The organism is Variovorax sp. dw_954 (assembly GCF_018449755.1).
Lineage (GTDB): Bacteria > Pseudomonadota > Gammaproteobacteria > Burkholderiales > Burkholderiaceae_C > Variovorax.
The window spans coordinates 19987-39664 of record NZ_JAAVVD010000038.1 but is presented as its reverse complement, the minus strand read 5'-3'; the positions used below and the strand labels follow the sequence as shown (position 1 = coordinate 39664).

General features: G+C 67.5%; 16 protein-coding genes. 10 read left to right on the top strand and 6 right to left on the bottom strand.

Translation table 11 applies throughout. The annotated features are described in order from the left end of the window. Positions 1–251 precede the first annotated feature (251 nt). Both HB681_RS35030 and HB681_RS35025 read left to right on the top strand, forming a co-directional pair. The gene (locus tag HB681_RS35030) at positions 252–689 is read left to right on the top strand and encodes an Hsp20/alpha crystallin family protein (RefSeq protein ID WP_213959499.1); all 438 of its coding nucleotides are present in this window, start codon (positions 252–254) and stop codon (positions 687–689) included. Between the two features lie 53 nt (positions 690–742). Beyond that, complete coding sequence (locus HB681_RS35025; protein ID WP_256354459.1) at positions 743–1099, top strand: Hsp20/alpha crystallin family protein; 357 nt, start codon at positions 743–745, stop codon at positions 1097–1099. A 52-nt stretch (positions 1100–1151) separates the two neighbouring features. Here HB681_RS35025 and HB681_RS35020 read toward each other — a convergent pair whose 3' ends face one another. From HB681_RS35020 to epsC, 3 genes are all read right to left on the bottom strand, one after another. Continuing rightward, the gene (locus tag HB681_RS35020) at positions 1152–1706 is read right to left on the bottom strand and encodes an NAD(P)H-dependent oxidoreductase (RefSeq protein WP_213959497.1); all 555 of its coding nucleotides are present in this window, start codon (positions 1704–1706) and stop codon (positions 1152–1154) included. Positions 1707–1738: 32 nt separating this feature from the next. After that, positions 1739–2293, bottom strand: a complete 555-nt coding sequence (locus HB681_RS35015) for a thioredoxin domain-containing protein (RefSeq protein WP_213959496.1) — start codon at positions 2291–2293, stop codon at positions 1739–1741. Positions 2294–2363: 70 nt separating this feature from the next. Continuing rightward, a complete protein-coding gene (epsC, locus tag HB681_RS35010; protein ID WP_213959495.1) occupies positions 2364–3302 on the bottom strand; it encodes a serine O-acetyltransferase EpsC in 939 nt (312 codons plus the stop codon). A 177-nt stretch (positions 3303–3479) separates the two neighbouring features. Here epsC and HB681_RS35005 point away from each other — a divergent pair, with 177 nt between their 5' ends. From HB681_RS35005 to HB681_RS34995, 3 genes are all read left to right on the top strand, one after another. Further along, complete coding sequence (locus HB681_RS35005) at positions 3480–4022, top strand: MarR family winged helix-turn-helix transcriptional regulator (RefSeq protein ID WP_256735225.1); 543 nt, start codon at positions 3480–3482, stop codon at positions 4020–4022. 37 nt (positions 4023–4059) lie between these two features. Next, a complete protein-coding gene (locus HB681_RS35000) occupies positions 4060–4455 on the top strand; it encodes a DUF1398 family protein (RefSeq protein WP_213959494.1) in 396 nt (131 codons plus the stop codon). A 194-nt stretch (positions 4456–4649) separates the two neighbouring features. Further along, the gene (locus tag HB681_RS34995; protein ID WP_213959493.1) at positions 4650–6035 is read left to right on the top strand and encodes an amidase family protein; all 1386 of its coding nucleotides are present in this window, start codon (positions 4650–4652) and stop codon (positions 6033–6035) included. 337 nt (positions 6036–6372) lie between these two features. Here HB681_RS34995 and HB681_RS34990 read toward each other — a convergent pair whose 3' ends face one another. Beyond that, on the bottom strand, positions 6373–7215 hold the full coding sequence (locus tag HB681_RS34990) for an AraC family transcriptional regulator (protein WP_213959492.1): 843 nt from the start codon (positions 7213–7215) through the stop codon (positions 6373–6375). A gap of 116 nt (positions 7216–7331) precedes the next feature. Here HB681_RS34990 and HB681_RS34985 point away from each other — a divergent pair, with 116 nt between their 5' ends. Both HB681_RS34985 and HB681_RS34980 read left to right on the top strand, forming a co-directional pair. Then, positions 7332–8345, top strand: coding sequence for an alpha/beta hydrolase (locus HB681_RS34985; RefSeq protein WP_213959491.1), 1014 nt, complete (start codon positions 7332–7334; stop codon positions 8343–8345). 211 nt (positions 8346–8556) lie between these two features. Beyond that, positions 8557–15399: an autotransporter outer membrane beta-barrel domain-containing protein gene (locus HB681_RS34980; RefSeq protein ID WP_213959490.1), complete on the top strand. Its 6843-nt coding sequence runs from the start codon at positions 8557–8559 to the stop codon at positions 15397–15399. Positions 15400–15600: 201 nt separating this feature from the next. On the opposite strand, the gene HB681_RS34975 is transcribed toward HB681_RS34980, so the two are convergent. Beyond that, the gene (locus HB681_RS34975) at positions 15601–16458 is read right to left on the bottom strand and encodes a TetR/AcrR family transcriptional regulator (protein ID WP_213959489.1); all 858 of its coding nucleotides are present in this window, start codon (positions 16456–16458) and stop codon (positions 15601–15603) included. Between HB681_RS34975 and HB681_RS34970 the strand changes: the two genes are divergently transcribed. Together HB681_RS34970 and HB681_RS34965 are read left to right on the top strand one after the other, a co-directional pair. Next, positions 16457–17005 (top strand): hypothetical protein, encoded by a 549-nt coding sequence (locus tag HB681_RS34970; RefSeq protein ID WP_213959488.1) that lies wholly within the window; start codon positions 16457–16459, stop codon positions 17003–17005. The two genes, HB681_RS34975 and HB681_RS34970, sit on opposite strands and share 2 nt — an antisense overlap. A 42-nt stretch (positions 17006–17047) precedes the next feature. Further along, complete coding sequence (locus tag HB681_RS34965; protein WP_213959487.1) at positions 17048–17509, top strand: hypothetical protein; 462 nt, start codon at positions 17048–17050, stop codon at positions 17507–17509. Positions 17510–17651: 142 nt separating this feature from the next. Here HB681_RS34965 and HB681_RS34960 read toward each other — a convergent pair whose 3' ends face one another. Beyond that, on the bottom strand, positions 17652–18569 hold the full coding sequence (locus HB681_RS34960; RefSeq protein ID WP_213959486.1) for a LysR family transcriptional regulator: 918 nt from the start codon (positions 18567–18569) through the stop codon (positions 17652–17654). Between the two features lie 111 nt (positions 18570–18680). On the opposite strand from HB681_RS34960, the gene HB681_RS34955 reads away from it, so the two are divergent. After that, positions 18681–19670 (top strand): tripartite tricarboxylate transporter substrate binding protein, encoded by a 990-nt coding sequence (locus HB681_RS34955; protein ID WP_213959485.1) that lies wholly within the window; start codon positions 18681–18683, stop codon positions 19668–19670. The last annotated feature ends 8 nt before the right edge of the window (positions 19671–19678 follow it).

Sequence of the window (19678 nt, the reverse complement as noted above, 5' to 3'; positions counted from 1 at the left end):
ATTTGATCGCGGTTCGAAGAGCCGGCCACCGGGTCGCGCAGTGGCGACGAAGGCGCAATGGTGGCCCCGCACGCCGGCCCCGTCAACGTCGTCCGGCGGCGATCCAGGCAGGGTCTGACACCCTCCTCCGGTGACGGAAAAGACATGCCGCCGCGGGATCTTGAAAAGCTCGCTGGCGCTCCTACCTCGCTCCATGGAAGCGCCGGAGGCGTCTCCGGCGCTCCGCTCAATCCTGATTGGAGGTTCTCGCCATGTATCGATCCTTTTTCCCGCGCGACATGTTCGCCGAGATCGATCGCCTGCAACGCGACATGCAGCAGGCGTTCGACCTGTCCCCCACCATCCGCGGATTGGGCCGTGGCTTCCCCGCCCTCAACGTGGGAAGCACGAAACGCGCCGTCGAGATCTACGCCTTTGCGCCGGGCCTCGACCCTGCGGCCATCGAAGTCACGCTGGACCGTGGCCTGCTGACTATCGCCGGCGAACGCACTGCCGAAATGCCCGACTCCGCGAGCGACAAATCGACCACGCACATCGACGAACGATTCGAAGGCGCCTTCCGCCGCGCGCTGACGCTGCCCGACGACGCCGACCCCGAGTCCATGAGCGCGACATACCGCGACGGCGTGCTGCACGTGACCGTGCAGCGTCGTGAATCGACCGTGGCGCGCCGCATCACCATCCAGTAAGGAGACGAGTCATGAACAACAAACTCACCACGCAAGATCCCGCTACCGATGCCATGCGCAAGGCCCAGGCGCCCTATCGCGACGATACGCTCACGCCGCCGGTCGACGTGATCGAGGACGCAACAGGCATCACGCTGTATGCGGACCTGCCCGGCGTCTCGAAGGACAGGCTGCACCTGCAGGCGGAGTCCGACATCCTCACCATCGAAGGCGAGATCGACCTCGGCTTGCCCGAGGGCCTGCAATCCACGCACAGCGAAGTCGCACTGGGCCGGTTCCACCGCAGCTTCACGCTGAGCAAGGAACTGGATGCCGCCCGAGTCACGGCGAAGCTGGCGCAGGGCGTCCTGACCTTGCGGATTCCAAAGGCCGAACACGCCAAGCCGCGACGCATACCGGTCGGAGCGTGAAGGCCGCCTTCCCGCGCGCACCGGGGCAGCAGCGCGCGGGGAGGCGCGAGCGTCACGCGTTATGCGTCTTGATCCACGCCACGTACTTGTCCATCCACCCCTGCAGGAACTTCTGCGTGCTCTCGATGCCGATGTGGCCCTTGTCGTCGAACAGGCCTTCCTTGGCCTGCACGAAAGCCTCGGGCTGGCCCATGGTGGGCACGTCGAGGTAGGCCAGCACGTTGCGCAGGTGCTGCTGCGCCATCGCGGTGCCGATGGCGCCAACGGAGATGCCGACGACGCCCGCCGGCTTGCCGGCCCAGGCGCTCTGGCCGTAGGGCCGCGAGGCGTTGTCGATGGCGTTCTTCAGCACGCCGGGAATCGAGCGGTTGTATTCCGGCGTGACGAACAGCAGGCCCTGGCAGGACACGATCTCCGTCTTGAAGCGCTTGACCGACTCGGCCTGGTTGCCGTCCTGGTCCTGGTTGTAGAGCGGGAGGTCGTCGATCTGCAAATGCTCGAAGACGAATCCGTCGGGCGCCAGCGCCGCCAGCGCCAGCGCCAGCTTGCGATTGAACGAATCCTTGCGCAGGCTGCCGATGACAACGCCGATCTTGAAAGTGCTCATGGAATCTCCGTGTGGACGGGTGGAAGAAAAACCTACTGCCCCGACTGGGCCAATGCCTTGTCGATCACCTTGTGCAGGTGGTCGAGCCCGAAGGACACGTCGCAGAACGCGCCGTTGACATAGAAGCTCGGCGTCGAACGCACGCCCAGCCGGCGACCGCTCTCGATCTGCTCCTGCACGCGCTGCCGGTAGACGTGGTCGCTCATCTCGTTGGCAAAGCGCGCCATGTCGAGCCCGGCCTGCTGCGCGTATTGCCGCACGTGCTTGTCGTCGAGCTGGAGCTGGTGCGCGAACAGCAGGTCGTGGAACTGCCAGAACTTGTGCTGTGCCCCTGCGGCCTCGGCGGCCTCGGCGGCGAGTTCCGCATGCGGATGCACCTCGCGCAGCGGAAAGTGGCGGAACACGAAGCGCAGGTCGTTGCCGAAATGGTCCAGCACGATCTTCAGCGCCGAGTGCGCCTGGCGGCACGACGGGCATTCGAAGTCGCCGTACTCGACCAGCGTGACGCGGGCCGAGGTGGGACCGCGCACATGGTCGGTGGCCGGGTCGACGGCCAGCAGGCTGGCGGGGTTGAACGCAGTGGTCATGGGACTCCTTCGGTCAGGAAAGCCATCGGTGGCACGCGGCCATCAGCGCCGCAGTATCTGCCAGATGCCGCTACTCTGCTGAGGTCACGCCGGGTGCAGCCGTGGGATCGCGCGCCAGTTCGCGCGCGAGCGCCTGCGTGACGCTGCAGCCCGGCGGCACGTCCTGCGTGACCCAGACATTGCCGCCCACGGTGGCGCCTTTGCCGATGGTGACGCGGCCGAGGATGGTGGCGCCGGCATAGATCACCACGTCATCCTCCAGCACCGGATGGCGCGGCAGGCCCTTCTTGAGATGCCCGTCGGCGTCGGTCGGAAAGCGCTTGGCGCCGAGCGTCACGTTCTGGTAGAGCCGCACGCGCTCGCCGAGCACGGCAGTCTCGCCGATCACCACGCCGGTGCCGTGGTCGATGAAGAAGCCGACGCCGATCTGCGCGCCGGGATGGATGTCGATACCGGTGTGCGCATGCGCCCGCTCTGCCACGATGCGCGCGAGCAGCGTCAGGCCGAGCTTGTAGAGCTGGTGCGCGAGGCGGTGATGAATCATCGCCAGTACGCCGGGGTAGCACAGCAGCACCTCGTCGACGCTGCGCGCGGCCGGGTCGCCATGGAAGGCGGCCATCACGTCGGTGTCGAGCATCTTGCGGATGCCCGGCAAGGCCGCGGCAAATTCGCGCACGCGCTGCTGCGCATCGGCGTTCAGGCCGGCCAGTTCGGCTTGCGTGTGGCGGCGCTCGTGGCGCAGCTCCAGCGTGGCTTGCACGTGCAGGTTGTGCAGCGCGTTGTCGAGCGTGTGCGCGACGTAGAAGTCTTCGCTCTCCTGGCGCAGGTCGGTCGGGCCGAGCCGCATCGGAAACAATACGCCGGTGAGCGCCTCCACGACCTGCTCCACCACCTCGCGCGACGGCAGCTCGCGCTCGCCGCCGGTCTGGTTGCGCTGCTGCCCCTCGCGCCATTCGCGCCGCACGCCTTGCAGCGCCGCGACGACTTCATCGACCTGGAAACCTGACATATCAATATTTCTCCATGACGCCAAGCGTCTCCTGCCCCGCAAGCGCATCCCGGGGCGGGGTTGCTTCTTGCGCATCCTCGCACCGTTTGGCGGCCCGTGCTCTGCGCGCGGCGTCACTATCGGCGGAGTCTGATCAAGCGTCAAGGCACGCTACAAGAGCCTTTGGACCGGGCTGGCATGCGCCTGGCGACTGTGTTGACGAAGGTTTCTTTGGAAACTAAACTACCAACAAGTTTCCAGGGAAACCATATGAAGACAAAGACAAGCAGACCCTCACCATCGCCACTGGAAGCGCATCTGGGCTTCTGGCTGCGCTACGTATCCAACCATGTTTCCACTCGCTTTCAGCAATTGCTCGAGGCCGAGGGCGTGACCGTCACCGAATGGGTGGCACTTCGCACCTTGTGGGCCAGGGACGAGGCCAGCCATGCCGAACTGATCCAGACCCTGGGCATGACCAAGGGCGCCGCTTCCAAGGTGGTCACTCGTCTTGAAGAGAAGGGCTTGGCGCAGCGGCAGTACGCCAGCGAGAGCACCCGGGATCAATCCCTGGTGCTGACCGCATCAGGCAGGAAGCTGGTTCCACGGCTGGCCGGGTTGGCAGACGCCAACGATGACCACTTCTTCGGCCATCTCGATGCCGGGGAGCGCCAAGCCTTGATGAATGCCATGCAGGCACTGGTGCAACGCCATCAGCTCAAGAACATCCCCGCCGCCTGACTGATCGCAGGCATTTCATTCCGGGTCAGGAAACACCATGAACGAAACCACCCACGCCGTCATCGAGGCCACCTTCGAGGCGTCAAATGAGGGCCGTATCCACTTCGGCGAAGTGATCGGCCGACTGATGAGTGTCGAAGTCGAGGCGTACCACGTCGACTACCGGTCCGGTCGGACGACCTGCTACCTGCCCGATGGCGCCACGCTCGATCTTGGTTTTGAGCGGCCACAGCAGCTCATCGGAGATATGTTCGACGGTGACGGGGTGCGCGCCGCCATCCTGGGGGCGCAACAGGGTCGGGTGATGTACCCCGAATTCAAGCTTCTCTCGCAGCGCGCGGGATGCATCGGGTACACGGTCTGGATCGCAGGACGCCATGTCACCTATCTCGGCCGCCGGGGCGAGACGCATGTCGAGCGCTTTCCGGACTGAACCCCGAAGCCAACTCCCCTTTTCCGCAGGTTGGCTGCCCATCGAGAGCCTCGGCACAGAGAATCTCCAAAGGATTCGATCGCGGCTGCGGTCCCGCACCGGCACCGCCTGCCGGGCCGTTCGCCAGTTATGACGATGCAGCCGGCGGTCGCGGCCCCGATCATCGACGCATTGCAACCCCAAGGAAATCCGGCATGAACAACGATCTGCTCAGGCTGCCCGCAACGGAACTGATCGAAGGCTATCGCACGGCGCGGTTTTCGCCGGTCGAGGTCTGCCGCGCCACCTTCGATGCCATCGCGGCGTTCAACCCGACGCTGAACGCGTTCCAGCACCTGGACGAGGACGGCGCGCTCCTGCAGGCGCGGCGCTCGCAGGAGCGCTGGGGCCGCGGTGCGCCAATCGGCGCCCTCGACGGCGTGCCCGCGACGGTCAAGGACAACATCCTCACGAAGGGCTGGCCCACCCTGTCGGGCTCGCGCACCGTCAATCCGCAGCAGGCGTGGGAGGAGGACGCGCCCGGCACCGCGCGGCTGCGCGAAGCCGGTGCCGTGCTGATCGGCAAGACGACGATGCCGGAGTTCGCCTGGAAGGTGATGACCGACAGCCCCTTGTTCGGCATCACCCGCAACCCGTGGAATCCGGGCTTCACGCCGGGCGGCTCCAGCGGCGGCGCGGCGGCGGCCACGGCGGCCGGCCTTGGCGTGCTCGCACTGGCCAGCGATGGCGGCGGCTCCATCCGCGTGCCAGCCAGCCGCTGCGGGCTGGTCGGGCTGAAGCCGACCCACGGCAGGGTGGCGGACTATCCGCCCTCGCGCTTCGGCACCAACTCCAACATCGGGCCGATCACGCGGACGGTGCGGGACTGCGCGCTGATGATGAACGTGATCGCCCGACCGGATCCGCGTGACTGGTACGGCCTGCCGCCGCACGAGGGCGACTACCTCGATGCGCTCGCGGGCGGCGTGAAGGGGCTGCGCTTGGCGTGGTCGCCGGATCTGGGCTCCGGCGTCGCCGTCGATCCGGAAGTCGCGATGGCAGCGCACAAGGCCGTCGAGGTGTTCCGCGCGCTCGGCGCCCAGGTTGACGAGATCGCCATCGACCCGGCGCTGTACGCGTTGGGCAGCCGTTCTTACTTCGTGCTGCGCTGTGTCATGCAGGCGGGGCTGCTGCGCGCGCTGCCGCCGGCGCGCCTGCCGTTGATGGACCCCGACCTGCTGGCCAGTTGCCGGGAGAACGATTTCGACGTCGTCGCCTACAGCGAGGCCGAGCAGGACCGGCGCCGTTTCGGCGTGGCGCTGAACCTGCTGCTCGACGGCTACGACGCCCTGGTCTGCCCGACCATCCAGAGCCTGCCCGAGCCGGTCGAGGCGAAGACGCCGGAGCCTTTCCTCACGGCCATCTTCAACGCCTCGCGGCATCCCGCGATCTCGATCCCCTGCGGCCTTTCGTCCGCCGGCCTGCCGATCGGCGTGCAGCTCGTCGCCGCGCACTCGCAGGAGGCGAAGCTGCTCAGGATCGCGGCGGCCTTCGAGGCCGAGCATGGCTTCCCGCCGCTGCCGATCGGACCGAAGGTGTGAATATTTCTACTGCGGCCACCGATCTCGGGCCTGCGGTGTTGGCTCCGGCATGACAAGCGCTTCGCGCAGTTGTCAGCCTCGCCGCAACTTCGTTGTCACCGTACTTGAGTACGGTTCCGCTACGCGAACCGGCCTCCCGGCAGGCGCCCTCGCTACGAAATCTTCACGCCTTCTGAGCTTTCGCCGCTCCGCTCAGGGCCGCCCGGTGGCCTGGCCGCCGGGCGTCCGGCTTCATACGACTTTGCAATCAAGCGCAGAACAAGGCGGAGCGCCGCAGACAGTGCTGTAGCACGGCAAGGCGGTCCAACGCAGTTATGCGTTTGATTGCGAAGTCGTATCAGTCGTCGCCCCGCGTCTGCCGCCATTCCCGCGGCGTCATGCCGCACTGCGACTTGAACGCCCGTGACAGCGCCGCTTCGCTGCCGTAGCCGACCTCGATCGCGATCATCTTCAACTGCCGGCCTTGCCGCAGCGCCTGCTGCGCCAGCTTGACGCGCCACCCTTGCAAGTAGGTGCCAGGGGTGCAGCCGACAACGTCGCGGAAGGTCCCGGCCAGCACGCTGCGAGACATTCCCGCGAAGTCGGCCAACGCCTCCAGCGACCACTCCCGCCCTGGCTGCTCATGCATCGCGACCATCGCCTTGCGAAGCCTGGGATGCGACAGGCCGGCCAGCATGCCGCCGCCGATCTGGCCCGTTTCCATCAGGTGCCGCAGCACCTGGATCAGCACGACCTCGAAGAGCCGGTCGATCAGCGCATGCCGGCCGCAGTTCTCGCCGAAGGCTTCGTCGAACAGCAGCGTCAGCACCTGGCCGGCGCCGTCGATGCTCTCCAGCGGCAGGCAGATGACATCCGGCAACGCCGCTACGACCGGGTTCGCGGCACCGCCATCGAAGTGAAGCTCCGCACAGGCCAGGTCGGCGCCTGACTCGGCGTCGGTGACAAAACGGCGGGGCACGGGTCGCGGATAGAGCAGCAGGCTGGGAACGCTCACCTGAAGCGTGGCGCGCCCCGGATGGATCACCTCCATCGTCCCCCGCCTGACCAGGTGGATCTGGCCGCCCTCGCCCGGCGCGGAGAAATCCGTGATGCCGCACAGGGCGCCCGAATGAAACATGCGCGCGCGGACCGGGAAGTGGTTCAGCAGCGCTTGCAGGCGGTCGGTGCATGCGTCGGCCAATGCAGTACTCCTTATCAAGTTTTCAGCACTATTCGTCACCTTCAGTACTGATCCCAGTCCTAAAGTTCAGTCTGCCAAGCGGCTCTTTCATACGTCTTCAACCAAGGATCGACATCATGAAGTTCACACGCAGACTCCTCACCGCTTCCGTCCTGGCCCTGGCCTCGACCCTGTCCCTGGCCGCCGGCAGCCCCGGCGTCGAGCGCAACGTCCAGGCCTTCCTCGACACGCTGGCCAAGGGCGGCGGCCAACCGATCGAGACCTTGTCGCCGGCCGATGCGCGCCAGGTGCTCGTGGGCGCGCAAAAGGGCGCCAAGCTGCCCCCTGCCGATGTCAGCCAGAAGACCATCACCGTCGACGGCACGCAGATCGTGCTCGATATTGTGCGTCCGGCCGGTGCCAAGGGCGTGCTGCCGGGCTTCATCTTCGTCCACGGCGGCGGCTGGATCCTGGGCGACTTCCCGACGCACGAGCGCTTCGTGCGTGACCTGGTGGCCGACTCCGGAACGGCGGCGATCTTCGTGAACTACACGCCCTCGCCCGAGGCGCGCTACCCGGTGGCCATCAACGAGATCTACGCGGCAACGAAGTGGGTGGCCGAGAACGGCGCGCAGATCAACGTGGACGGCAAGCGACTGGCCATCGCGGGCAACAGCGTGGGCGGCAACATGGCCACGGTGGTCGCGCAAATGGCCAAGGACAAAGGCACGCCCGCGCTGCGTGCGGAGGTGCTGTTCTGGCCGGTCACCAACGCGAATTTCGAGAACGCGTCCTATGACGAATTCGCGAACGGCCACTTCCTGTCAAAGGACATGATGAAGTGGTTCTGGGACGCCTACACCGTCGACCCAAAGCAGCGCCAGGACATCCACGCCTCGCCGCTGCTGGCCACGCCCGAGCAGTTGAAGGGCCTGCCGCCGACGCTGATCCAGACGGCCGAGATGGACGTGCTGCGTGACGAGGGCGAGGCCTATGCGCGCAAGCTGGACGCAGCCGGTGTGACCGTGGTCGCGACCCGCTACAACGGGACGATCCACGACTTCGGCCTGCTCAATGCGCTGGCCGACTTGCCGACCACCCGGGCGGCGTTGCACCAGGCCAGCGAAGAGCTCAAGCAGCGCTTGCGCTGATGCCCGGTCGGCCGGACCGGCGGCAGCGGGCGACAGAGCCGAACCTGCTCTGCCACTTCTGCCGGTCCAGGCCGTGCGCACGACCTTCCCGTGGGGCGCAGCGCCCCACCCCTGACGAATCGCTGACGGCCTCCTGGCGCGGGCCCCGGCATGTCTCGACGCGCCTCGGCGAACCCCAAGACCCCCCTCAACCCACAGCTCCCTTACAGCCATGAACACTCTTGCCCGCACCCACACCTCTGCCCTGCAGCCGCGGCGCACGCGCCTGGCCCTGGCCCTCGAATGCGCGCTGACGGCGCTGGCTGCCCCGGTGCTGATGCTGTCGTTCAGCGCTCCGGCCCTCGCCGATGACGGCACGCCCTGCAGCCCGACCAACGGCCAGAACTGCGTGATCAATGCGACGGGCTCCACCGGGGGCCAGAACAAGGACCACAGCGGCCAGGGCGGCGGCAATCCGACGCCGAGTTCGATCAACCGCAATTTCACCGACACGCAGACCTACACCGCCTCCGACGGTAGCTACGGGGCCATCGACTTCCGGCTGATCGGCGGCGCCGGCGGAGCCGCCACCTCCGGCCTGGACGGACACGGCAAGAACGGCGGCACGGGCGGGGCCGGCGGCGCGATCACGGTGACGACCGGCAGCAACGTGAGCACGACCGGCGCCTACGACGGCGGCCTGCAGCGTTTCCTTAGCCAGGGCGGCGGGGGCGGCGGCGCCGGGGGCCATGACACGCTGACCGGCCAGTCGGGCACGGGCGGCACGGGCGGTGCGGGCGGCACGCTGCAGATCAACACCGCTGCCAGCGCTTCCAGCACGGACGTGGCGACCAGCGGGATCGAGGCGATCTCCGTCGGGGGCAACGGGGCCGGCGGCACCGATGGCCAGCCGGACTTCTTCGCGCCCTATGCGGGCGCAGGCGGTGGCGGCGGCGCGGTCACGCTGAGCGCGAGCGGTGCGATCACGACCTCGGCCACCGGCGTGTACGTTCGCTCGCAGGGCGGACAGGGCGGGCAGGGCCCCAACGACAACGGCGGCACACAGGCCGACGGAAGCAACGGGGGCCAGGGCGGCGGGTCGTCCACGGTGAACGTGACGATCACCGGCAACGTGACGGCCACGGGCAGCGGGCAGAACGGCGTGGACGTGGGTGCCACGGGCGGCAGCGGCGGCGCTGGCGGCTATGCACAGGGCGCCCCGGAAGCCATCGGGGGGAACGGCGGCAACGGCGGCAACGGCGGTACGCCGACGGTGGTGGTGACGGGGGCCCGCGTCAGCGGTGCCGAGGCCGGCGTCATGGTGAACAGCAACGGGGGCGACGGGGCCGCCGGGGGTTACGGCAACGGCAGCGGCACGAGTTCGGGAGGCAACGGCGGCGGCGGGGGAACAGGCGGCCAGGCCGGCACCGCCACCGCCACGATCCAGGGCAATGCGCAGGTGAGCGGCGGGCTGGAGGGCGCGCTGGTCTACGCCAACGGCGGCCGGGGCGGCGCGGGTGGCACCGGCCAGGCGACCGGAACCAGCGGCGGCAACGGGGGCGCGGGCGGCGGCGGCGGCGCGGCCAACGCGAACATCGGCCCGGCGAGCGTCAGCGGAGCCCCGGGCGCGGTGGCGACTGCCGTCGCCGCCATCTCGGCCGGCGGCGACGGCGGTGCAGGCGCCGCGGCCGGCGGCGGGTCCAGCGCCGTGGCCGGCAACGGCGGCAACGGCGGCGCCGGTGGTGCCGCCAATGTGCAGATTCAGAGCGGCGGCAGCGTCGCCACGACCGCGGCCGACACCCCCTCCCAGAGCGCCAACGCGACGGCCGGCGTGCTGGCGCGCTCCAATGGCGGCGTGGGCGGCGCAGGCGGCAATGCCTCGGCGGTGCTCGGCGCCAAGGGCGGCGGAGCCGGCTTCGGCGGCACGGGCGGTTCGGCCACTGCGCTGATCGACGGTTCGGTATCGACCACGGGTTCGACCGCGCACGGCGTGCTGGCACAAAGCGTGGGCGGTGCCGGCGGGGGCGGCGGCGAGGCAGCCAGCCTTTTCTTCTCGCAAGGGGGTGCCGCGCACAACGGTGCCACCGGCGGCACCGTCACGGTAGGCGGCAACGGGGGCACCATCCAGACCGCGGGCTCGGGCTCTGCGGGCGTCGTGGCGCAAAGCATCGGCGGCGGCGGCGGCAGCGCGGGCAACGCACTGACCGTGGGCATCGGTGTTTCCGTGGCGATCGGCGGCAACGGCGGCGGCGGCGGCAACGGCGGCGCGGTGCGGGTCGGCCAGGTCGCGGGAGACGCGAGCACGGCGGCGATGAACGACACGGTGATCACGCGCGGCAACCAGGCGGCCGGCATCGTGGCGCAGAGCGTGGGCGGCGCGGGCGGGCACGGCGGCAACGCCGTGTCGGCGGGCACGGCGCCGGTCCATCTCGTGATCGGCGGCGACGGCAAGGGCGGCAGCAATGGCGGGGCCGGCGGCCAGGTGGACGTGAACAACGCTGGCCTGGTGACCACCTTCGGCTCGCGCGCGGGCGGCGTCCTGGTGCAAAGCATCGGCGGCGGCGGCGGCATCGGCGGGGCTACCTTCGCTGCCTCGGCGAACGTGCTGAACATCGGCGTGGCGGTGGGCGGCCAGGGCAGCGGCGGCGGCAGCGGCGGCAACGTCAACCTGAATAACACGCAGCAGGTCACCACCTACGGCAACGACGCCTACGGCCTGTCCGCGCAAAGCATCGCGGGCGGCGGCGGCCATGGCGGAGCCACGACCGACGTGGCCGTGGCGGTCGGCCTGGTGCCGGACCTGCCGACAGTGGCGATCGACGTGGCGGTCGGCGGCTCCGGCGGCGCGGGCGGCAACCAGAGCCAGAGCACGGTGGCGCTGAACAACGGCGGCTTCGTGTCGACGGCCGGTGAAGGCGCGATCGGCGTGCTTGCGCAGAACATTGCCGGCGGCGGCGGCACCGGCGGGGATTCGTCGGCCCTGTCCTATGCCTATGGCGACGGCGCGACGGTCTCGGTCGCCGTCGGCGCGGGCGGCAACGGCGGCGGCAGCGGCACCGGCGGCGCCGTGAACGTGAACAACAACGGCCTGGTGATGACGATGGGCGGCTCGAGCCACGCGATCGTGGCCCAGAGCGTCGGCGGCGGCGGCGGCATCGGCGGCGCGGGCGATTCCTCGGCGCTGGGCACGGGCACCGACTCCCGTGGCGTGTCGGTCGGCGTGTCGGTCGGCGGTCAGGGCGGCAGCGGCAGCGCCGGCGGCGCGGTCACGGTGGTCAACAACGCCGGCGTCGGGACCCGCGGCGACGGCTCGCGCGGCATCCTGGCGCAGAGCATCGGCGGTGGCGGCGGGGCCTCCGGCGGCGGCGCGGCAGTCGCCAACGGGCAGGACCTGTCGGTGGCCGTGACGGTGGGCGGCAGTGCGGGTGCCGGCGGCAACGGCGGCAGCGCCATGGTGACCAACAAGGGCACGATCGTCACCAACGGCGCCGACTCGGACGGCATCCTGGTGCAGAGCGTGGGCGGTGGCGGCGGGCTGGCAGGCAAGGGCTCGTCGACCGCCGGCACCGCGGCAACGCCGGGACAGGCGGCCGCGGCGCTGTTGAGCAGCGTCACCAACGGCCTGGGCGTCGGCAAGGGCGTGACCCCGATCGCGGACAAGGTGTTCAAGGTCGGAGACGGCATCCTTGCCGACGTCAACAACGTCAAGGAGGTGCAGAAGGCGCTCGGGGTCGGCGGCGACAGCAGCAGCGATGGCACGCTCTCGGTGGCCGCGACCGGCGACGACAACGACAGCGGCATCGCCAAGGGCATCCAGCTGGGGCTGACGGTCGGCGGCAAGGGCGGCGGTGGGGGCAGCGGCGGCACGGCCGGCGCGAGCAACGCCGGCAACATCCTCACCGCGGGATCGCGCGCCGACGGCATCATGGTGCAGAGCATCGGCGGCGGCGGCGGGGTCGGCGGCGCCACCACCTTCTCGGGGACGGTCGGCCAGAACTCCACCGGGAACGCTTCGCTGGCACTGGGCGCGAACGGTGCCAATGGCGGTGCCGCCGGCACGGTCACGGCGACCAACGCGGCCGGCGCGTCGATCATCACCTCCGGCATCATGGCCCACGGCATGGTCGGCCAGAGCATCGGCGGCGGCGGTGGCGACGCCGGCATCCAGGGCAATACCGGCGGCGCGCTCGCCAACCTGTCGGTCGTGGTGGGCGGCAGCGGCGGCGCCAGCGGCGCCGGCGGTGCGGTGACGCTGGACAACGAAGGCGCCGTGCAAACGCAGGGCAGCTATGCGAGCGGCATGGTCGCGCAGAGCGTCGGCGGCGGCGGCGGCACCGCCACAGTTCTGAGCAGCAATGCCGTCACCGCCAGCATCGGCTCGATGCAGCTGAGCCTGGGCGGGCGCGGAGGCAAAGCCAGCGATGGCGGCGCGGTCACGGTCAACAGTGCGCAGACTGGCAGCGGCCTGGCCCTGCTGGAAACCCAGGGCCAGGGCAGCGTGGGTGTGCTGGCGCAGAGCATCGGCGGTGGCGGCGGCTCGCTGCAAGTCAGCGACGGCACCACGGGCACGCTGCCGGGCACGCTGACCCTGCCCCTGACGCTGGGCGGTGGAGACGGCGCCAGCGGCAACGGCGGCGCCGTTACCGTGAATCTGGGCAGCGCCAACAAATCGGCCCTCATCAGCACCGGGGGCCAGGACGCGCACGGTGTCGTCGTGCAGAGCATCGGCGGCGGCGGCGGCCTGGTGGCCGGCGCCTCCAACACACCGGGGGCGCTGGCGACGCTGTTCGGCGCGGGCGCGCACCAGGGCAACGGCGGCGCCGTGGCGCTCAACCTCCAGTCGGCCAATGTCAACACCAGCGGAGACGGTGCCACGGCCCTGTTCGCGCAGAGCATCGGCGGCGGTGGCGGCCTGTTCGGCGCACTGTCGCAGTTCACGCCGGGCAGCACGATCCAGTCGACGCCGGTGAGCACCTCGGGACAGGGTGGCAACGTGAACGTGAACCTCAACGGAGCGGACATCACGACCTACGCCGCGCGAGCGCACGGCGTGTGGGCGCAGGCCTTCGGCGGCGGTGGCGGCGTGATGGGCTCCAGCGATGGCACCGGCGTGACATTCGCAGGAGCGTCCCCTTATGCGGGGTGCAGCGGCAGTGCCTGCACCGGCGCCATCAACGTCGCATTGACCAACGGCGCGTCGATCAATGTCAACGGACCGCAGTCGTACGGGGTGTACGTGCAAAGCCGCGGCAACGGCGTCAACGACACCACGATCAGCCTGGACAGCACAAGCGCGATCGAGACCTCGGATCCGACGGGCATCGCGATCTTCGTGGACGGCGCCGGAACCAACACGATCAAGAACTCGGGGGTGATCGTCGCCAACGAAGGCAACGGCGTGGCGCTGGCCGGCAACCAGCCAGCCAACCTCATCAACGACACGAACAGCACCTTCAGCGGCTCGATCAAGCTGCCCAAGGGGAACAGCGCCTTTTCCAACATGCCGGGCGCGACCTTCAACGCAGGCGACACCGTCGACCTGGGCGCGGGCGGCCTGCTGAGCAACGCCGGCACGCTGACGGTGGGCGGTGCCCGCATGGCCCAGACCAACGTGCATGGCCAGTTGCAGCAGACCGCCAGCGGCCGGACCGTGATCGACGTGGACACGGTCGGGCGGCGCAACGACAGCCTCGTGGTCGACGGCAGCGCCAGCCTGGCCGGCACGGTGCTGCTGCATCCGACGACGCTTTCGCCCACGAGCTTCAACGTGCTCAGCGCCAGCGGTGGACTGACGACCGACCCGGCACTGCGCGTGCAGGACGGCGGTGGCAACCTGCTGTTCGGCTACGCCACGACCGTCAGCGGCAACACCGGCGCCGCGCCGGCTGGTAGCCTGTCCAAGCCGGATGCCGGCGGCGCCACGCTGAGCGTGACGCCGTACTCCAAGCTCGGCTCGGCGGCCGTGCAGGGCGGCCTGGGCGCCAACCGCAGCGCGCTGGCGATGCACCTCGACGCGGGCTTCGGCGGCGGCACGACTCCGGCGCAGGGGGCCGTGTACGCCCAGCTCGCCACGCTGGGCTCGCTGCCGGCCTACTCCAACGCCCTCGACAACCTCTCGGGCGAGCTCCTGCAAAGCGCCAACATCACGCGCGTGGCCAGCAGCGTGACGCTGGCCGAGCGCATGAACACAGCGCATTGCGCGGGCCGCGGGGACATGGGCGAACTCGCGCCCGAGGCCGACTGCAACTGGGCGCGCGTCACCGAGAGCAGGACCAGCCGCGACGGCACCGCCGACGAAGCGGGCTTCGGGATGTCGAACTCCGCGCTGCAAGCCGGCGCGCAGCGCCGCATCGCCGAAGGATGGTTCGCCGGCGGCGCGGTGTCTTACGACAACACCCGGCTGCATGCCAACGGAGTCGACCAGAGCGTCGACGGCTCCAGCGGCTCGGTGGCCGGGGTGCTCAAGTACCAGACCGGGCCGTGGACCTTCTCGGGCTCGGCCGACCTGGGCTACGGCAGCTACAACAGCACGCGCCACATCGCCTTCGCGCAGACCGTGGCGCAAGCCAAGGGCGATTTCCATATGTGGCACGCCGGGGTGCATGGGCGCATCGCCTACGCCATGCCGATGGACGGCTTCTACCTGCGGCCCTACCTGGACCTGCATGCGGTGCGCGTGCAGACCAGCGATAACCGCGAAACCGGCGCTGGCGCGCTGGACCTGCAGGCCTCCGGCGGCGGGCAGAACTTCTTCGCGGCCTCGCCCATGCTGGAGATCGGCACGCCCGACATGAAGCTCGGCGGGATGGAGGTGCGCGGCTACGCCGCCATCGGCGCCACGCTGTCGAAGGAGAGCCAGGCCAGCGGCCAGGCGCGCCTCGAAGGCTGGGCTGCTGCGCCCGGCATGCAGCCCTTCCAGGTGAATTCCAGCATCCCCGAGCGGCGCGGCCGCGTGGAGCTGGGCGCCACCCTGCTGTTGGGCCACGGCCAGGAACTGACACTGTCCTACGGCGGCGAGTTCGCCGGCGGCTTCCGGTCGAACTCGGGCACGGTGAAGTACCGCTACGTGTTCTGAACTGAGGGGGCGCGGACGCGGCGACGCGTTCGCGCCCTTCTCGCCATACCGACATCCATCCCAGTGCCCGCGACGCGCAACTCGCGGCGCACCCCGAATTCCGCAAGCGCCCCTGTTGAACCCGTCACCAGCTCGCTCGCGTCGAAACAGTGATCAGGCGTGCCCTTGCACAACGAGCGCGTACACGCATGCACTCGGGAATCACGCCCCACTCGGTGGCTTGTGAAAAATCATCTCCATGCTGGTGATGACGGCCTCCACCAGCGCCATGGGCTCCCGGATCGAATCGGCCGCAAGCGCCAGACTGGTGAGCCTTCCGTCGATCAACAACATCGACAGGCCATGGACCAGGCTCCATCCGCTCGCCATGGCGATGACTTGTTGCGCTTCGAGCTGCCCGAACGGACGCAACGGTGCGCCGGGCACCGATGAGGGCTTGCCAAAGACGCCTGCCAGTGCGCGTGCCGAAATGCCCACCGCCTCTGCCAGGGCAGGCCGATTGAAGTCGAGCATGTCCTGGCGCGACATCAATCGAAAAAGGTCGGGGTTGTCCACGCTGAACGAGATGTAGCCACGCGCGATGGCCTGGCGGCGCGGCCTTCCGGATTCGTGCCCCTGGGCACTGGCTTCCATGCACGCCGCGAGCCTCAAATGACCGCGCGCGCCCAGTTCGCTGCACAGCCCGACCATGTCCCCGAAGTGATGCTTGAACGCCGTGTGCGACACGCCTGCTTCCCGGGCAACGCCGCGCACCGTGAAGCAGGCCAGCCCGTCGCGCCGCAACACGGCCTCCGATGCTTCCATCAGCGCGGGAACCAGCGATCCATGGTGGTAGTTGTTGCGCCGTGGCGTACTGGGCTTGGTCAAGATGCAGAAGGATTTGAAGTTCTGGCTGCAGCACGCGAAAACCACGCGCACCGCATCGCTATCGAAAGGAATATTGACACCGGAAGACCAGAGTACCACAATCTTTCCAGTGGATAAATAAGCGTGCGGGCGTTTGGCCGTCCGCGCTTCGCAGGTCTGAAACCTTTCCAGTTCCTGGGAGAAATCGATCATGGGCATCGTTCTGTCGTTCGCGCCGTTCATCGCCTTCGCACTGGTGGACCGGCTGATCGGATCCACGGCTGGCTTGCTGGCCGGCGCGTTGGTGTCGGCGGCATTGATCGCGCGAGATCTGGTCGGCAAGCGTCGATCTCCCCGGATGCTGGAACTAGGCTCGCTGGTCCTGTTCGGCGGGTTGGCCGTCTACGCCGCGCTGGCGTCGCCTGACTGGTCGGTCGTCGGCGTGCGGCTCAGGGTGGACTGCGGCCTGCTGCTGATCGTCGTGGCGTCCCTGGTGGTGAGGCGGCCTTTCACGCTTCAGTACGCCCGGGAGCAGGTGCCACTGGAGTACTGGAACACGCCTGCGTTCCTGAAGACCAACGATGTGATCTCGACAGTGTGGGCCCTGGCCTTCGTCGTCCTCGTAGCCGCAGACCTCGTGATGCTCTATCGGCCGGACGTGCCCATGCGCGCCAGCATCGTCGCGACCATTCTGGCGCTCTACGGCGCCATCAAGTTCACCACCTGGTATCCGAATCGCGCATCGCGGGCCGACGCTTGAGCGGAGACAACCCACCTGTTCCATTCATCAACCGAAGAACCCATGGACCTTGCGACACAAGAAGCCATCCTCGAGGCCGCCAACGGCTCGAGTGAAGGACGCCTCCATCTCGGCCAGGTCATCGGCCTGCTGATGCAGGCGGGCGTGGAGTCATATATTGCTGCCATCTTGTTCCTGTTCAGCACGGCTGTGGCAGCCCAGACCGCGAACTGCACGCCCGACCGCGACGGGCGCATGGTATGCCCGCAGCCCAACGCCAGCTGCCTGTCGGATCGCCTCGGCGATGTGGTCTGCTCAAGGCCCGGTGGGGGTATCGCAGTGGATCGCTATGGAGTGGCCGCGTGCGGTCCGGGCGTTTGCGTTGCGGATGCCGAAGGTGTCCTGTATTGCTCGGGCTCACCGCAAGGCGCGGCGTCGGTCGGTCGCGATGGCAAGGCGGTCTGCACGGGCACTTGCGTGGCTGCCAGCGCACAGGCCTGCGTCAAGCCGGTCGCAGCGAATTAGCGACGGGGCTTGCGGCAATCTTTGCTGGGGGCGCTCGCAATCTGTGTCGCGGAAGTCCAAGAGATTCCCTGGGCAAAAGGGGCTGATCTCCGCGACTAATTGTGAGCGCGCCGTTCTCAGAGCCTGGATACTGACAAATGACTCAGGTCGCCGGATCAATCTTCGCGAGTTCAAGGCAAATATCGCGAACCACCTTGAGTGCCGGCGCCTCTGTGCGCCCTTCCAGCGTAATGAAAGCCAGTTGAACGCCCAAGCCGGCGTCTGGATTTAGTTTGATCTCCACGACTTCTTTCTTTTCCAGGAGCGCGCGTGCAGCTCCTATGACGCCCAGAAATATCGCATCGCTATTTTGCACGGCCTCGATCAATGCGCCGATTTCGTCCGATGAAATGTGAAGCCATTTTTGCGGGTTTGCGCTCGGACCGTAGCGCTCGACGAGAATTCGAGCCACGTCGTCACTGACATTTGTCGAAATTATCGGGTAGCGCGTGATTTCATCGAACGAAATTGCAAGACCATCTGGCCTGACCAGCGGATGACCACTTCGACAGACAAATCCAGAGCGCATCGTGGGCAGGAGTTCAATGTGTAGATCACCGCGCGGCACAACCGCACGATAAGTCAATACAACTGCGTCAATTGCACGGGCACGAAGCGCAGCCAGCTGCAAATCTGCAGCGCCACTGCGAATCTGCAAGCTGACCTTGGGATAGTCGGTCAGCATCTTCGTGAGAAGGGGCGCTGAAAAAAGCGCACTGGAGGCGCCCCCCAGCCCAAGTCGTACCAAGCCCGCATACCCTTCGACGAGAAGCGCGGCAGTGCGCTTCAGCTCGTGAGCTTCCATCGAAATGCGCTTGGCACGCGCGACCACCATTGCGCCAAACGGAGTCAGTTCGTTTCGCTTGCCGATGCGGTCGACCAGCGGAAGGCCAAGTTCCTGCTCCAGCATCTGAATGCTTCGACTGAGAGCGGGCTGCGTCACGTGCACTTTCTCGGATGCACGACTGAATGACCCGGTGTCGGCCAGCGCCAGCAGATGGTTGAGCTGTTGAAGGTTCATGCGGCAGGATCATAAGCACAACTCATGATAATGAGAAAAATAATACATTGGACGCCAATTCACGGGGTTCGTAGCATCCGTCGCACTACTTTTTGTGACTGAGGATCCCCGATGAACAGGCTCACTCGATGGCTCTGCGCAGCAGCGCTAATGACATTTTTCGGCTCGGTATCGATGGCGGAGAGCCGCTATCCGTCGAGAGTCGTTTCGATGATGGTTCCCTATGCGGCTGGAGCCGCCAGCGATTTCACGGCGCGCGCCTTGAGCGGGCCGATCGCCAAGGACCTGGATGGTCAGGTCATTGTTGAAAATCTTGGCGGCGCCAGCGGCGCGATTGCTGCCAACAAGGTGCTTGCCGCAGCCGCGGACGGCTATTACCTTTTCCAAGGCTCGCCGAGCGAGCTCATCCTGCCGACGCTTGTCAATAAGAGCACGCGCTACAAACCGGAAGATTTCCAATGGGTCGCACCTGTGGCCGTGTCACCACTGATTGTGGTAGTCAGATCGGATTTACCGGCTCACTCGCTCGATGAGTTGGTGGATTTGGCGAAGGCAAGAAAAGACGCACCACTTTCTTATGGAACGCCAGGAGCAGGAACGCTGTACAACCTGCTTGGCGAGTTGTTCATCAAGAAAACCGGTGCCCAGATTACCCATGTGCCATACAAGGGAGGCGCCCCGCTCATCCAGGATTTGATTGGCGGCCAACTCGATTTTGCGTTCATGCCATATCAGGCAATTTATGCTGACTACGCGAAACAAGGACGCTTGCGTGTCATTGGCGCGCTTTCGTCTGGAAAGAGCCTGCCGGCTCCATTCAACTCCGTTCAATCAAGCGCAGAAAGCAAGGCACTCAAGGCCTTTGATTTCACGATCTGGACTTCCTATGTCGTAAAGAAAGGAACTCCCCGCCCGATTGTGGAACGCCTCAACGCGGCCATTTCGGCCTCGCTCAAGGATCCACAGGCCCGTTCGTCTCTTGAATTGCAGGCCAAGACTGTATTCGAGCCGATGACCGTCGAGGCTGGCGAGAAGTTCTATGCAAGTGAAGTCGAGCGATACAGGCAGCTGGTCAAGACGACTGGCTACGAATTGCCGTAATTCCACCT

What these genes read in the sequence shown, in the direction of transcription:
- HB681_RS35030 (WP_213959499.1), top strand. Translation starts at nt 252, where the DNA reads ATGTATCGATCCTTTTTCCCGCGCGACATGTTCGCCGAGATCGATCGC.
- HB681_RS35025 (WP_256354459.1), top strand. Translation starts at nt 743, where the DNA reads ATGCGCAAGGCCCAGGCGCCCTATCGCGACGATACGCTCACGCCGCCG.
- HB681_RS35020 (WP_213959497.1), bottom strand. Translation starts at nt 1,706, where the DNA reads ATGAGCACTTTCAAGATCGGCGTTGTCATCGGCAGCCTGCGCAAGGAT.
- HB681_RS35015 (WP_213959496.1), bottom strand. Translation starts at nt 2,293, where the DNA reads ATGACCACTGCGTTCAACCCCGCCAGCCTGCTGGCCGTCGACCCGGCC.
- epsC (WP_213959495.1), bottom strand. Translation starts at nt 3,302, where the DNA reads ATGTCAGGTTTCCAGGTCGATGAAGTCGTCGCGGCGCTGCAAGGCGTG.
- HB681_RS35005 (WP_256735225.1), top strand. Translation starts at nt 3,480, where the DNA reads ATGCGCCTGGCGACTGTGTTGACGAAGGTTTCTTTGGAAACTAAACTA.
- HB681_RS35000 (WP_213959494.1), top strand. Translation starts at nt 4,060, where the DNA reads ATGAACGAAACCACCCACGCCGTCATCGAGGCCACCTTCGAGGCGTCA.
- HB681_RS34995 (WP_213959493.1), top strand. Translation starts at nt 4,650, where the DNA reads ATGAACAACGATCTGCTCAGGCTGCCCGCAACGGAACTGATCGAAGGC.
- HB681_RS34985 (WP_213959491.1), top strand. Translation starts at nt 7,332, where the DNA reads ATGAAGTTCACACGCAGACTCCTCACCGCTTCCGTCCTGGCCCTGGCC.
- HB681_RS34980 (WP_213959490.1), top strand. Translation starts at nt 8,557, where the DNA reads ATGAACACTCTTGCCCGCACCCACACCTCTGCCCTGCAGCCGCGGCGC.
- HB681_RS34970 (WP_213959488.1), top strand. Translation starts at nt 16,457, where the DNA reads ATGGGCATCGTTCTGTCGTTCGCGCCGTTCATCGCCTTCGCACTGGTG.
- HB681_RS34975 (WP_213959489.1), bottom strand. Translation starts at nt 16,458, where the DNA reads ATGATCGATTTCTCCCAGGAACTGGAAAGGTTTCAGACCTGCGAAGCG.
- HB681_RS34965 (WP_213959487.1), top strand. Translation starts at nt 17,048, where the DNA reads ATGGACCTTGCGACACAAGAAGCCATCCTCGAGGCCGCCAACGGCTCG.
- HB681_RS34960 (WP_213959486.1), bottom strand. Translation starts at nt 18,569, where the DNA reads ATGAACCTTCAACAGCTCAACCATCTGCTGGCGCTGGCCGACACCGGG.
- HB681_RS34955 (WP_213959485.1), top strand. Translation starts at nt 18,681, where the DNA reads ATGAACAGGCTCACTCGATGGCTCTGCGCAGCAGCGCTAATGACATTT.